General features: G+C 69.9%; 10 protein-coding genes. 6 read left to right on the top strand and 4 right to left on the bottom strand.

Annotation, left to right across the window (positions count from 1 at the left end):
* Positions 1–64: 64 nt before the first annotated feature.
* The gene (locus JOD27_RS01060; protein WP_204760215.1) at positions 65–1126 is read left to right on the top strand and encodes an NAD(P)/FAD-dependent oxidoreductase; all 1062 of its coding nucleotides are present in this window, start codon (positions 65–67) and stop codon (positions 1124–1126) included.
* A gap of 71 nt (positions 1127–1197) precedes the next feature.
* Here the strand turns inward: JOD27_RS01060 and JOD27_RS01055 are convergent, their stop codons facing one another.
* The 3 genes from JOD27_RS01055 to JOD27_RS01045 all read right to left on the bottom strand — a co-directional run bounded on the left by JOD27_RS01055 (position 1198) and on the right by JOD27_RS01045 (position 4408).
* Entirely contained in the window at positions 1198–2046 is an 849-nt protein-coding gene (locus JOD27_RS01055) for a ParB/RepB/Spo0J family partition protein (RefSeq protein WP_307829928.1), read from the bottom strand.
* A 96-nt stretch (positions 2047–2142) separates the two neighbouring features.
* Complete coding sequence (locus tag JOD27_RS01050) at positions 2143–3477, bottom strand: LLM class flavin-dependent oxidoreductase (RefSeq protein WP_204760214.1); 1335 nt, start codon at positions 3475–3477, stop codon at positions 2143–2145.
* Entirely contained in the window at positions 3467–4408 is a 942-nt protein-coding gene (locus tag JOD27_RS01045) for an LLM class flavin-dependent oxidoreductase (protein ID WP_204760213.1), read from the bottom strand. The genes JOD27_RS01050 and JOD27_RS01045 overlap by 11 nt, the downstream gene beginning before the upstream one ends.
* 567 nt (positions 4409–4975) lie before the next feature.
* On the opposite strand from JOD27_RS01045, the gene JOD27_RS01040 reads away from it, so the two are divergent.
* From JOD27_RS01040 to JOD27_RS01020, 5 genes are all read left to right on the top strand, one after another.
* Positions 4976–6574, top strand: a complete 1599-nt coding sequence (locus tag JOD27_RS01040; protein ID WP_204760212.1) for an FAD-dependent oxidoreductase — start codon at positions 4976–4978, stop codon at positions 6572–6574.
* A gap of 110 nt (positions 6575–6684) precedes the next feature.
* Positions 6685–6969 carry an iron-sulfur cluster biosynthesis protein gene (locus tag JOD27_RS01035; protein ID WP_204760211.1) on the top strand — a complete coding sequence of 95 codons (285 nt, stop codon included), beginning with the start codon at positions 6685–6687 and terminating at the stop codon, positions 6967–6969.
* 12 nt (positions 6970–6981) lie between these two features.
* Positions 6982–7623, top strand: coding sequence for a dienelactone hydrolase family protein (locus tag JOD27_RS01030; protein WP_307829927.1), 642 nt, complete (start codon positions 6982–6984; stop codon positions 7621–7623).
* Positions 7624–7661: 38 nt separating this feature from the next.
* Positions 7662–9644, top strand: a complete 1983-nt coding sequence (locus JOD27_RS01025) for an erythromycin esterase family protein (protein WP_204760209.1) — start codon at positions 7662–7664, stop codon at positions 9642–9644.
* Between the two features lie 75 nt (positions 9645–9719).
* Complete coding sequence (locus JOD27_RS01020) at positions 9720–10370, top strand: endonuclease (protein ID WP_204760208.1); 651 nt, start codon at positions 9720–9722, stop codon at positions 10368–10370.
* A gap of 226 nt (positions 10371–10596) precedes the next feature.
* Here JOD27_RS01020 and JOD27_RS01015 read toward each other — a convergent pair whose 3' ends face one another.
* Complete coding sequence (locus JOD27_RS01015; protein ID WP_204760207.1) at positions 10597–13335, bottom strand: beta-L-arabinofuranosidase domain-containing protein; 2739 nt, start codon at positions 13333–13335, stop codon at positions 10597–10599.
* Positions 13336–14232: the final 897 nt, after the last annotated feature.

Genomic DNA, 14232 nt, shown 5'->3' with positions numbered 1-14232 from the left:
TGCGTCCCGGACACCGGAACACCCATCGTGGAGCCGCATCGACGCGGTCGGCGAAGGAGAGAGCATGAAGGTCCTGGTGATCGGCGCGGGGGCGATCGGCGCGTGCGTCGCGCTGCGGCTCGCCGAGGCGGGCGCCCTGGTGACGGTGGTGTCGCGTGAGGAACCACTCGACACCCTGTCAGCGCACAGTTTCGGCTGGGCCAACGCCATCGACGAGAAGAACACCGACTACTACAACCTGAGCATCGAGGCGCTGGCGGCGCAGGAGCGGCTGGTAGCGGACGTCGCGGCACCGGAGCGGTGGCTGTTCGGGCAGGGGAACCTGCACTGGGGCAGGGACGAGGCGAGCGCGGCCGCGCAACGGGCCATCGCCGACGGCTACCGCGAACTCGGGTACCCGGTGGAGGAAATGACGCCCGAGCAGGTCGTCCGCGACCTGGAACCGGGACTGGCGCTGGAGAACGTCACCGGGCCCGTCTACTTCTACCCGCGCGACGTGCACGTGCTCGGCGACGTGCTGCTGCCCGCCGTGCTGGACAAAGCCCGCGCGGCCGGGGTGGAAGTGCGTGTCGGGGAACGGATCGAGTCACTGGACGCGGTCCGCGGTGACGCCGACGTGGTGGTGTGCTGCGCGGGCCGGGGCAACGCCGGCCTGCTGCCCGATCTCCCGCTGCTGCCACCCGGCGCCCCGGAACGGCTGACCAGGGGCCTGCTGGTGCGCACCACGCCGGTCTCCGCACCGGTCACCCGGATCGTCCACGCGCCGGGCCTGAGCATCCGGCCGCACACCGGCAGGCGCCTGGTGCTGCACTGCCACGACCTCGACCACGCGCTCACCGAGTCCGATGACGGGGAAGCACTGGCGCGGCAGGTGATCGCTCGGCTCCCCGAGGTGCTGCCCGGTGCGACGGACGCCGAGGTGGAGAACGTGTTCGTGGGCGTGCGGCCGGTGCCGCGCGACGGGATGCCGATCGTCGGCCCGGTGCCGGGCCGCGACGGCGTGTACGTGATCGCGACGCACAGCGGCCTGACCCTGGCACCACTGCTCGGCGAGATCGCGGCGCGCGAGCTGCTCGGTGACCCGGACCCGCTGGCAGAACCGTTCCGGCTCACCAGGTTCGCCTGACCGCCTGATCGCTTGACGCCTCTTCGCCCGCCGACGCGCCAGGAGCAGCGTGTCGGCGGGCGAACGAGGTTCTAGGCCGATTTCTCGTCCAGTGCGTCCGCGAACTGCAGCCACGCCTCGGCGCACTCGCGCGCCAGGTCCGCGACCACGGAAGCGCAGTGCGCCGGCACCGCGTCGGTGATGCCGCTCCACCCGGACTGGGACACGCTGTGCAGGTCCAGCAACCGCAACAACGTTCGCCCGTTCTCGCTGAACCGCAGCGAGGGGTCGCGCCGCAGCGCGTAGATCGCCGCCCCGTGGTTGGTGCGACCGGCGGGCTGTGGTTTCGGCTGTGCCGGCGGCGGTACCGGCGCCCGCACCCGTTCCGGCTCGGCGGTGCGCGCGGGTGCGGTGCGGGGCGGTGCCACCCGCCGCGCCCGTCCGTCGAGCCCCACCCGTTCCCGCGACTGAGGAATTTCCTCACTTGACATCCGCGCCCGCAGCGCACCCGCCGTCTTCGGCGAGATGCCCGCGACAGCGGCGATCCGCCGGTCCGACCACTCCGGGTAGGTCCGCACGATGCGTGCGGCGGCGGCCTTGCGGTCGGCGAGGGTGAGCGGCAGGCCGTGCCCGCCGTTCGCCTCGACGGCGAGCACGAAGGCCGCCGCCTCGTCGCCGTCGAAGAACATCACCTGGATGGTGTCCTCGCCGCGGGCGAGCGCGGCCTGGACGCGGTGCACACCGTCGATGACGCGCATCGTGCGGCGGTGCACCAGGATCGGTGGCAGGTCGTCAACACCGCTGAGCACCCGCACGTGCTCGGCGTTGACACCGGTCTGCCGAGGGGTGTCGGCCTCACCCAGCAACGAGATCGGAACGGTGACGCAGCTCGGGGCCTCCTGGACGGCCCAGGGCGTGCTTTCCTCGTGCAGCAGCTGCACAGACAACTGTCTCCCCCAACAGTGGACGCATGCTCGAACCACGGCAGGGAGCTGCCGTGTGGTGGACGGACGACATCGGCGTCTGCCGGACAGCCATCAGCGCATGCCCGGCACCTCCAGGCCGAGGTGGTCGCGCAGCATGCGGCCCCGGTAGTCCTTGCGGAACAGCCCTCGCCGCTGGAGTTCGGGCACCACGAGCTCGGTGAACGCGGTGACCGAGCCCGGCACGTACGCCGGGTAGATGTTGAACCCGTCGGCCATCCCGTCCTCGAACCAGAGCTGGATCTCGTCGGCGATCTCCTCGGGGTTGCCGACGACGACGTGCGAGAGCTGCTGCGGCGTGGCGTGCACGAGGTCCGCGTAGGTGATGCGGTCCGGCCCGTCGGCGGTGCGCCGGGTGAGCCGGGTGATCTCGGCGAGCCGCCTGCGGCCGTCGTCGGACACCCGCGCCAGTGTTTCCGCCGGCACCACGGCGTCGAGGTCGTTGCCGCGCAGCTCGACGCCGAACGCGGCGGAGGCCGAGGTGAGGTTGCGCTTGAAGCCCTCGCCGATGCCGCCTGCCCGCACCAGCTCGCTGACCTCGACCTCGGGGTCGAGCAGGATCAGCGAGTTCAGCTGGTCGTGCAGCGCGACGGCTTCCTCCGTGGTGGGCGCGACGATCGGGGTGAGGCCGGGCACCACCGTGACGTGGTGCTCGCGGCCGTACTTCGCCGCACGGGACTTGATGTCCGCGTAGTACTCCTTGCGCTTGGCCAGCGTCGGCTGCGGACCCGCGAAGACCATGTCGGCGTACCGCGCGCCCAGTTCCCGCGCCTGGTCCGAGGTGCCCGCGTTGAGCAGGACGATGTGGCCCTGCGGCGGGCGCGGCAGGTCGAGCGGCCCGTCGATCGAGAAGTACTCGCTGCGGTGGTTGATCGGCTCGTCACCGGCGTCCCACAGCGCGCGGGCGATCAGCAGGGTCTCCTCTGCCCAGTCGTACCGCTTCTGGGTGTCCCAGTGCTGGTCGCGGCTGTAGTTCAGGGCCGCGGCGGCATCCGCGCCGGTGACCAGGTTCCACGCCGCGCGACCGGAGCTGATGTGGTCCAGCGAGGCGAGGTTGCGGGCTACGCCGTACGGGTCGGAGTACGTCGGGTTCGCGGTGACGACGACCCCGATGTGGGTGGTGGCGGCGGCGATCGCGGCGGCCGCGGCGAACGGCTCCAGGCGGGAGATCTGCGCCGGGTTGCTGTGCTGGAGCGAGGGATCGCAGGCGAGCCGGTCACCGAGGAACACGAAGTCGAGCTTGGCGCGCTCGGCGGTGCGGCTCACCTCCAGGATGAGCTCGATGTCGTAGGCCGCGTCGGCGCACGCGTCCGGGTGCCGCCAGCCGGCCTGATGCGTGCCGGTGGCCCAGAACATCAGGCCGAGGTGCAGTTCGCGGTCAGCGGGCATTGCCGGTGAGCTCCTTGTCCTGGGTCGGGGCGAAGCGGTTGGGTGCTGCCGGCAGGCCGAACCGCGCGCGCAGCGTCGGCCCGGAAGGAGCGCTCCTGTCCAGCAACGGCAGCACGAGTTCGGTGAACGCGGCCAGCTGGCCCCGCGTGGTGAACCGCACCAGGACGTGCGGGTGCCTCAGCTGGGCGGCGACCTGCTCGGGGGTGCCGACGATGACAGCGTTGTCCGCGTCGCCCGCCGGGCTGCCCGCCGCCGCGTGCAGCTCGCGCGCCACGGCTTCGTCCCTGGCGACGAACGGCACGACCGCGAAGGCGTGATCTGCTTGCGGGACACCGGAAACAAGCACGTCGGCGTGGTCGGCGACCGGGGTGTCCGCCGCCCGCGCGAAGACGACCGGCTGACCCTGAGGCGGCCGGATGACGTTCAACGGCCCGCGCACCGCGAGCACCGCTCCGACGTGGTCGACGGCGTGGATCCTGGCCGGGTCGACGAACCTGCCGGTGTCCTTCTCGTGCACGAACGCGCCGTCTTCCCAGCTGTCCCACAGGTCGCGGACCAACGGCACGAACTCCTGGGCACGTGCCGCGGCGTTGCGGGCCGGGTCGTGGCCCTCACGCCGGTGGTTGGCGTCGGAGGCCGCATCGGTGGTGCTGTCGGCGAACCAGCCGACGCGCCCGGCGCCGATGTGGTCCAGTGAGGCGACCTGGCGTGCCAGGCTGTACGGCTCGTGGTAGGCCGTCGCCGCGGTGACGACGATCCCGATCTCATCGGTGCGCGCGGCCAGGAAGGCTGCGGCGATCAGCGCGGTCGGAGGGCTCGCTCCGTCCGGCCGCGCGGCCGTGCGGTCGGGCAGCACGAGGTAGTCCACCCCTGCCGTTTCCGCAGCCTGCGCGGTCGCTACGAGCTCGGACGGAAGACCCGTCAAGTCCATTCCGGACAATTGATAGCCAACTGTCGTCGCCGAGGACGAATAAGCGCCGGAGCGCATGCGTCAACCCCCACAGAGTTGTTGGTTTTCGGGGCACCGTCCGCGGGCCGCCTCGTGCCGACCCCGCCCCAGTGGCCGCTGGCCAGTAAACCCGCGTGGTCCGGAATTGGCAACTGAACCAATGATCCAGAAAAGTAATTGCCGGTCGTTGCGCGTACACAGAGATTTCACCTCCTGGCCGGACGCCTCGCACCGGCAAGGCTCGACAAGATCAACGGACGGTGCCGTCGTCGCAGTACACACGCGTGCACGCCGCTTCCGCCGCAGTCGTGCGGCCAAGCCGATCCCACATCTCCACATCACATAGATTGCTGGAAATTGCCAGATCCATCACATTCGCTCGCACGCCGACTTGACATCAACAAACCCGCCCGCAACGGCACCGCCGTCACCAAGAGTACAAATAGGGTGCTCCATTCGAGTGATGCGCTGTAGCGGATCATTGCCCTTGCCCGCGCGCGGGCGTGACGAATACGGTCCCGCCGTCGAGTTATCGGGGAAGGGTTTCAAGTGAGCGAGAAAAGGTACGACGTCGTCGTCGTGGGCTCGGGCGGTGCCGGTCTGCTCGCCGCCGCGCGGGCAGCGGCGGCCGGTCTGTCCGCGGTCGTGCTCGAGCGCTCGGACGTGCTCGGCGGCACCACCGCGGTCTCCGGCGGCATGCTGTGGGTCCCGAACAGTTCCGTCATGAAGCGAGCCGGCCTGCCCGACTCCGCCGAGGACGCGCTGCGGTACCTCGAGCAGGTCGTGGAAGGCACCGTCGCACGCGAGCGGCTGGAGCACTACGTCCGCACCGCCCCGGAGATGATCGACTGGCTGCTGGAGCACACCGGAGCGCGGTTCTTCCCGATCGACCGCCCGGACTACCACTCCGACTGGCCCGGCGCCGTCGACGTGGGCCGCTGCCTGGACAACGAGCCGTTCCCCACCGCCTCACGCCCCGGCCTGCTCGAGCGGGTGCGCAGGGGTCCGCAGTTCCCGCCGCTGACCTACGACGAGCGCCACCGCTCCCGTTTCACCGGCCCCGACGCTTCCCTTCTGGCCCAACGACTTGCCGAGGGCGTGCTGACCGTGGGCGCGGCACTGGTCGCAGCGCTGGTCGCGGCGTGCGACGACCTAGGGGTCGAGTTCATCACGCGGGCGCGCGCCAAGTCGTTGCTGCACAACGACAACGCCGTGGCTGGCGTGCGCTGCGAGGACGGCCGCGAGTTCACCGGCCGTGCCGTCGTGCTGGCGAACGGGGGCTTCGAGTGGGACCCGGCGGCAGGCGCGTTCCTCGGCGACGTCCCGGTGGTCCCGGTGAGCCCGCCGGTGAACGCCGGCGACGGCCTCCGCATGGCGATGTCCGCGGGCGCCGCCGTGGAACGCATGAGCCAAGCGTGGTGGGTGCCCGCCCTGCACGGCGTGCCCGAGGAGTACGACGGCGCACCGCTGACCCGCCACCTCGTGGGCGAACGCTGCCTGCCGGGCTCGATCATGGTCGACCGCCACGGCCGCCGTTTCGTGAACGAGGCGGTGAACTACCACGACATCACCAGGGTCCTGTTCAACTTCGACGCCGACCGGCACCAGCCGGCCCACCTGCCGGTGTGGCTCGTGTTCGACGAGAAGTTCCGCACCAGCTACCCCGTCGGCCCCGCCTCCCCCCGCGACCCGGCCCCTTCCTGGCTCACCAGCGCCGCCACCCCGGCCGCCCTGGCCGAGGCCATCGGCGTGGATCCCGCGGAGCTGACTAAGACCGTCGACCGCTTCTCCGCCCACGCCCGCGCCGGCGTGGACCCGGACTTCCACCGCGGCGAAACCTCCCACGACCGCTACTACGGCGACCCGCGCCATCCCGGCAACCCGTGCCTCGGCGAACTCGTCACGCCACCGTTCCACGCGGTGCGCATCGTGCCCGGCGCACTCGGCACCAAGGGCGGCCCGGTCACCAGCACGTCCGGCGAGGTGCTCACATCGTCCGGCACGGCGATTCCGGGCCTCTACGCGTGCGGCAACATCTCCGCGGGCGTGTTCGGGCCGGGCTATCCGGGTTCGGGCGGCACGCTGGGCCCCGCGCTGACCGGCGGTTACGCGGTGGGCACAGCCCTGGCCGACCGCCTGGCCCGCTGACCTGGGAGGCGTTCAGGCAGGCGTTGGGCATCCGTTCGTACCGAACGCCGAAGGTGCGAAAACCGAGTACCGGGTACCCACACAACGCTGAGCCGAACAAGGAGAGCGAAATGCTTGAGATCAGCAGCGCTGCGGCCAGTGCGATCGACGAGCTGACCGGTTCCGCCGAAGGCGCGGGACTGCGCATCCGGATCACCGCCGAGACCGACGCGGGTGCCGCGCTGGAGGCCGCGGTCACCGAGCAGTCCGGTCCGGACGACCAGCTGATCAGGGCCAGTACCGGGGCGAAGGTGTTCATCGAGCCGGCCGCGGCCCTGTATCTGACCGACAAGATGCTCGACGTGCGCAAGGACGTGGACGGCACGGTCCAGTTCACCTTCCACGGCAAGGTGTGAGCCTTGCGGAGCGTGCACATCCCGGCCGGGGACGTCGAGCTCGAGGCCGACCTGGTGGTGCCGGATGCGGCGCGGGCCGCGGTGCTGTTCGCGCACGGCAGCGGGAGCAGCAGGCACAGCCCGCGCAATCGCGAGGTCGCCGCCGTGTTGCAGCAGGCTGGATTCGCCACGCTGCTCGCCGATCTGCTCACCGCCGACGAGGAACGCGTCGACGCGCGCACCGGGCGGTTCCGCTTCGACGCCGAGCTGCTTGGTGCACGGGTGTCCGCTCTCGTCGACTGGACCGTCGAGAACGTGGACACCTCCGGGCTCGGAGTGGGGCTGTTCGGTGCCAGCACCGGCGCCGCTGCCGCGCTCATCGCCGCGGACCAGCGGTCCGAGGACGTCGCGGCGGTCGTGTCCCGGGGTGGACGGCCCGACCTCGCGGGCGGCCACCTGGAGTCCGTCCTGGCGCCGACCCTGCTGATCGTGGGACAGCGAGACCACCAGGTGGCCGAGCTGAACCGGCAGGCCATGGCTCGGATGAACGCCGAGGTCCAGCTGACGATCGTGCCCGCGGCCACCCATCTCTTCGAGGAACCCGGCGCGCTGCGGCAGGTGAGCGAACTGGCGGCGGGCTGGTTCCTCCACAACCTGGCGCCGACCGTTCGGTGAGTGCCGTTTTCCACCGCGGGTGGCGGGTAGTCGTCGGTATGGCTCGTCTGTTTCGCGACCGCGGCGACGCGGGCCGGGTACTGGCCGGCCTGCTCGGCCACTACGACGCCCGTGACGGCGTGATCGTCCTCGGACTTCCCCGCGGAGGTGTACCGGTCGCCTACGAGGTGGCCGTCGCTCTGGGCGCGCCGCTGGACGTGTTCGTGGTGCGCAAACTCGGCCTGCCCGGACACCCCGAACTCGCCATGGGCGCCATCGCCGGCGGCGGCGTCACGGTACTCAACGACGACGTCGTGCGCGGCCACGACGTGCCTCCCGGCGTCATCCACGAGGTCGCAGAGGCCGAGGGACGTGAGTTGGCGAGGCGGGAACGCGCCTACCGGGACGACCGGCCGGCGATCGACCTGGCCGGCAAGATCGTGATTCTGGTCGACGACGGTCTGGCGACCGGCGCGAGCATGCGCGCCGCGGTCCAGGCGGTGCGCACGTCGCGGCCCGCGCGCATCGTGGTCGCGGTGCCTGCGGCGTCCGCGTCCACCTGCGCGGAGTTCCGGCGTGAGGTCGACGAGGTGGTCTGCGCGACGACGCCGTCACCGTTCTACGCGGTGGCCCAGGCGTACTGGGGCTTCGGCCAGACCAGCGACGAGGAGGTCCGCCGGTTGCTGGCGAGCCCGCGACCGGGTGCGGGTGGCGCGTCGCCGGCGGAGGTGGTCCGCGCCGAGGCGGTCCCGGTCGAGAACGGCGTGCCGTCACAGGACGCGTTGTCGGCGATCGTGGGCGATGCGCGGCTCGTGCTGATCGGGGAAGCCACGCACGGCACGCACGAGTTCTACGCCGCGCGCGCCGAGATGACCCGGCAGCTCGTCGAACGTCACGGCTTCCGCGCGGTCGCGGTCGAAGCGGACTGGCCGGACGCCTACCGCGTCAACCGCTTCGTCCGGGCACGAGGTGACGACCGCACCGCCGAGGAGGCACTGCGGGGGTTCGAGCGTTTCCCCGCGTGGATGTGGCGCAACACCGACGTGCTCGGCTTCGTGGCCTGGCTGCGCGACCACAACGACCGCGTCGCCGAACGCGAGAAGGCCGGGTTCTACGGCCTCGACCTGTACAGCCTGCACCGCTCCGCCGACGAGGTGATCTCCTATCTGCGGTCCGTCGACCCGCAGGCCGCCGACGTCGCACGTGAACGCTATTCCTGCCTGGATCATCACGGTGGCGACGGGCAGGCCTACGGACGCGCAGCCGCGTTCGGCGCGGGTGACGAGTGCGAACGGCAGGTCGTCGAGCAGCTGCTGGAGCTGCAACGACACGCGCATGATCTGGCCAGGCGCGACGGGTTGCTGGCAGAGGACGAGGCGTTCCACGCCGAGCGCAACGCCCGGCTGGTGCAGGCAGCGGAACGCTACTACCGCACCATGTTCCGCGGCCGCGTGTCGTCGTGGAACCAGCGTGATCTGCACATGGCCGAGACCCTCGACGCTCTGAGCGACCATCTCGAAACCCAGCGCGGCGAGCCCGCCAAGATCGTGGTGTGGGCGCACAACTCCCACCTCGGCGACGCCCTGGCGACCGAGGTTTCCGCCCACGGTGAGTTCAACGTCGGGCAGCTGGTCCGTGAACGCCATCCCGGGGAGAGCCGGCTGATCGGCTTCACCACCTACACCGGCACCGTCACCGCGGCCGACGACTGGGGTGCTCCCGCTGACCGCAAGCAGGTGCGGCCCGCACTGCCCGGCAGCGTCGAGGAACTGTTCCACGACACCGGCCGCAGGGAGTTCCTCCTGCACCTGGCCACCGCGCCCAGCGCGGCCGACGTCCTCGGTTCGGCCCGGCTCGAACGCGCCATCGGCGTGATCTACCGGCCGCGCACCGAACGCGTCAGCCACTACTTCCAGGCTCGCCTGGCCGACCAGTTCGACACCGTCATCCACATCGACGAGACCACCGCCCTCGAACCACTCGACCGCACCGCTCGCTGGGAGACCGGCGAGGTTCCGCAGAGCTACCCGCACGCCGTCTGACCAACTGCCGACCGATCAACCACGCCGTCCCACCTGGTCCGGTGAGCCGCCGAACAGCCGGGGTATCCCCACCTCATGGCCACCGACAAGAACACCGTGCGACGGTTGCTCGACGAGGCCGGACGCACGTACGCGAGTGAGGCCGGCATTCGGCTGACGAACTCGCCGTCGCCGCTGTACCGCCTGCTGGTGCTCAGCGTGCTGCTCTCGACGCGGATCCGCGCGGACATCGCGGTGGCCGCGGCCCGTGAGCTGGCGAAGGCTGGCTGCACCACGGCACGCCGAACGCTCGGGACGACCTGGCAACAGCGCGTCGACGCACTGGGCAGGGCCCACTACGTGAGGTACGACGAAAGCACGGCGACAGCGCTCGGGGAAGGCGCCAGGCTGCTGCTGGACGAGTACCGCGGCGACCTGCGGCGGCTTCGCGAGGAGGCGGACGGCAAGGCATCCGGAATCCGCAAGCTGCTGCAGAAGACGCCGCGACTGGGACCTGTCGGCGCCGACATCTTCTGCCGGGAAGCCCAGCTGGTCTGGCCCGAACTGCGGCCGTACCTCGACCGCCGCACGCTCAAGGGCGCCCGGTCACTCGGACTCCCCGGCACACCGGAACGCCTGGCAGGTCTGGTCGACGAAGGCGACCTCGCCCGGCTGTCCGCCGCGCTGGTCCGCGTCACCCTCGACGACGCGATCGCCGAGAGGGTCAAGGCCGGCCGCGACGCCTGATCTGCTCCCGCGGGGCCCCTGTCGGCGCACGGTCCGTCAACGGAAAGCGCGTCGAGACAGCCACCAGGTAGTACGCCCACGCCGGTGCCGTCCCGCCGGAGAGCAGGGTCGCAATTATACGTCCTAAATGGACTTCGAGGTGCACCAGGTGGCCAGTCCCACATGGACAGTGCAAGCATCCATGTGGGACTGGCCAGGTAGGTAATCGGGCGACCGGCCCACGGGATCAGACGAAACGCCAGAGGTGGTCGTTGGTGCCGTTGTCGTCCCAGATCACCACTTGCGCGCCTCGCGCGGTGGACGCACCGTTGACGCCGAGGACCCGACCGCCGTTGGCGCACTGGATGCGGAAGTAGCCGCCGGTGCCGTAGCGGAGGCGCCACTTGTGGTCGTTGGCGCCGTCGTCGGTCCACTGCTGGACGCGGGCGCCGTTGCCGGTGGCCGCGCCTTCGACGCCGAGAACCTTGCCGCTGTTGCTGTTGCGCAGCCGGAAGTAGCCGTCGGAGTCGAGGACGGCGGTCCACAGGTGGTCGGCGGTGCCGTTGTCGTCCCACTGGATCACCAGACCACCGTCCGAAGTGGACATGCCCTGCACGCCCAGGAGGAGACCGCTGCGCATGTTCTGGATGCGCCGGGCGCCGGTGGGCACGAACCGCCAGTTGTTGTCCGCACTGCCGTTGTCCGGGTCCTGGACCGCCTGCGCGCCCTGCCCGGTGGAACCGTCGAGGATTCCCAGCATCTTGGAGCTGTTGGCGTTGCGGAGTTTGTGGGTGCCGTCGCCGTTGTCGATGATCGTCCAGAGGTGGTCGGCGGTGCCGTTGTCCGCCCACTGCAACACGCGGGCGTTGTCCGCGGTGGACATCTTGTCCACGCCCAGAACCTTGCCGCTGTTGAGGTTGCGCAGCCGGACCGAGGTGCCGTCGGGCACCAGCTCCCAGTTGTGGTCGGCGGTGCCGTTGTCACCCCACTGCAGGGCGTCCGCACCGTCCGCCGTGGACATTGTGCGGATGCCGAGCACCAGACCGCTGGCGGCGTTGAACAGGCGGTAGCCGGCGTTGGAGCTGTTCCCGATGTTCCAGTAGACGGTGTAGTTGAAGCCGTGGGCGTCGTAGAACGGCCCGAGGTTGACGTTCGCCCCGTCGGCCGAAGCGGTGAACGTCAGCGCCGACGGGCTGGTGCGGGTGATGGAGGCGGGCTTGAGGGCAGGCAGTGTGTTGAAGACCGTGTCGCCGTAGTTGCCGGACAACACGACCGGGCCGTAGGTGATCGCGGCGACGTTGGGGTTGTCGTTGGCGGGCTGCATGACCACACGCATCGGCAGGCGCACGGTGACGGTGTCACCTGACGTCCACGACCGGGTCAGGCTCGCGTAAGTGCCTGGTGTGACAGCGATGTTCTGGGCAACGCCGTTGACGCTGACGGTCGCGCCACTGGTCCACGCGGGGATGCGCAACCGCATGGTCCACGAGCCGCCCACACTGCCGGTGACGGTCAGCGTAGTGGTGTCGCCGACCGGGAAGCTCGTGGTCTGGGTGACCGTGATCCCACGGGCCTCCCAGTTGAGCACCGAGGGCGTGTACAGGTTCACGGTCAGCGTGGTGCCGTTGTGGAAGTAGACGGAGTCGGCCAGGCGCGTGTTGACCTCCAGCGCGGTGCCCTGGCAGCACCAGAAAGTGCCGTAGTCGGTGCTGAAGCTGCCGCCGCCCACCCCGGGGCCCGCCACGCCCCTGCGGCCGCCGGGGTTGAGCGCGGTGAAGTAGCAGACGTGGCCGTGGCTGCTGCCGGGATCCTGCTGGCCCAGCAGGTGGTTGAGCAGCGCCCGCTCGTAGAAGTCGAAGTACGACGCGCGGTTCGGGTCGAGCAACCACAGTTCCCTGGTCAGCTTGAGCATGTTGTAGGTGTTGCACGCTTCCGCGGAGTCCTTGGCCAGGTAGCCGGCGATGGCGTTCGGGGCGCGGAAGTGCTCGGCCTGGCTGTTGCCGCCGATCACGTAGGTGTGCGCGCCGACCGTGATGTCCCACGCGTTGCGGGCGATGTCGTGGTAGCGGGTGGTGCCGGTGGCCTTGTACTCGCGGGCCGCACCGACCCACTTGGGCACCTGGGTGTTGGCGTGCAGACCATTGAGCCGATCCTCGTTGGCGGCCAACGGATCGAACACGACGGCGTGGTCGAACCGTTGTGCCACCGTCAGCCACCGGGAGTCGCCCGTCTGCTGGTACAGGTCGGTGAGAACGGCATTCATGCCACCGAACTCCGTCTGCAGCGTGGCCTGCATCTGGGCGGTGCTCAGCCGAGCGGTGCGCCAGTCCACCCACCCCGCGAACCGGAGCAGCACGTCCCGTGCCTCGGTGTTGCCGATGTAGCGCCACACGTCCAGCAGACCGGCCAAGGTCTTGTGCAGGCAGTAGTACGGCACACCTCTGGGCGTGCGCGCCTCGAGCAGGTCGAAGTCCGACTCCGGAAACCCCGACAGGTAACCGGTGTTGAAGCCCGCCGCGGCGTTGTTGGCCTGGCACTTGGCCAGCTCCGCGACCATCTGGTTCGCCTTGTCCCGGCACGTGGTGTCACCGAGAACTGCCCAGGCGTTGGACCACGCGCTGAGGAAGTGCCCGTTGCTGTGGGTGCGGAAGTCGAAGTTCGGGGCCTCCCAGCCACCGCAGGCCACCGCGCCGTTGGTGGAGAGCCGGTGGTTGGCGCGGAAGTTGTACAGCAGCCGGTCGACGTCGATGAACCGCAGGTACTCCAGCGTCCGGTTCTGGTTGTCCAGCCAACGACTCGGCGTCAGCCGGACCTGGCCGAGGTCGAACGCGAACGCCGACACGCCGATGTCGTCGCGCACCGGCGGCACCACCGCGGCCCCCGCGACCGGAGTCAACGAGGGGACCAGAGCGGGCACGGTGGTCGCGAGTGCGGCGACGCCCGCGGCCTGCAGCAGCCTGCGGCGGTTCAGGGCTGAGGATGACATGGTGCTCCTGGATCGACTGCCGCCGCTGCACGCACAGCCGCGGGCACACCTATTGGGCTCGTCAACATGAAGTGATCGACGACGGACGTCCGTGTCGATCGGAGGCGGCAGACCGGCGCCCGACTCCGCGTTCGGGGCACGAGGGCGCCGTGCCGGTCAGCGTCGGGCGGCCGACCTGGGTGTCACCTCTGCGGACACCAGCAGTGAGAAGGCGACCGCCCTGCTCTCACCAGGGCAGTGGCCCGGTGACCGGTCTGGTGCGAGGAGCGGCAGGGTGCATCGCATCGTGGACAACCTCTCCGTCGGGGTCGCACCAGTTCTCTCACCACCGATCAAACGGATGTTATCGCTAACAATTTGCTCTGCGTGGCAGGTCGGTGCCCGATCGTGGTGTGGCGTATAGGTAACCTCCACGTTGACGCGTTGTCAACAGTTCGATTCCGAGGACATGTCACCTGAAACGTGTCAAGCCTGTTAGCGCTAACAGAGCCAGCTTCGGCTCGAATCTCCACGACGACAGGCGCTCTCGGTGGATGGCACGGCCGCCTGTACGACCTTCGCCGCCACAGCTACCAGGGCAAACCTTTGCTCACGACGCCCCGGAGGGCCGCACGGATGAGCACGAGCCATTGACGTGAAAGTTGCCGCTATGTTTTCATCTAGCTCGGCCAGCGAATGTTAGCGCTCACAATTTTGGTCCGCAGCCATTGACTCGACCACGGCGACCCGTGAGCCCAACCCTCCATCGACCGAGCTACCGCTGCAAAGACGCAGGGAGTGAGCAGGCATGGCATCACCGATCGGCACGTCGAGACCCGCTGCGGTTGCATCGCACTTCGCCTGAACAGTGGATGTTAACGCTCACTTCGGCAGTCCCTGCAACATCTCCATCGCCCC

It is taken from the genome of Lentzea nigeriaca, assembly GCF_016907955.1.
Lineage (GTDB): Bacteria > Actinomycetota > Actinomycetes > Mycobacteriales > Pseudonocardiaceae > Lentzea > Lentzea nigeriaca.
The sequence above is the reverse complement of the archived record's forward strand: the minus strand, read 5'-3'. Positions and strand labels throughout refer to the sequence as shown.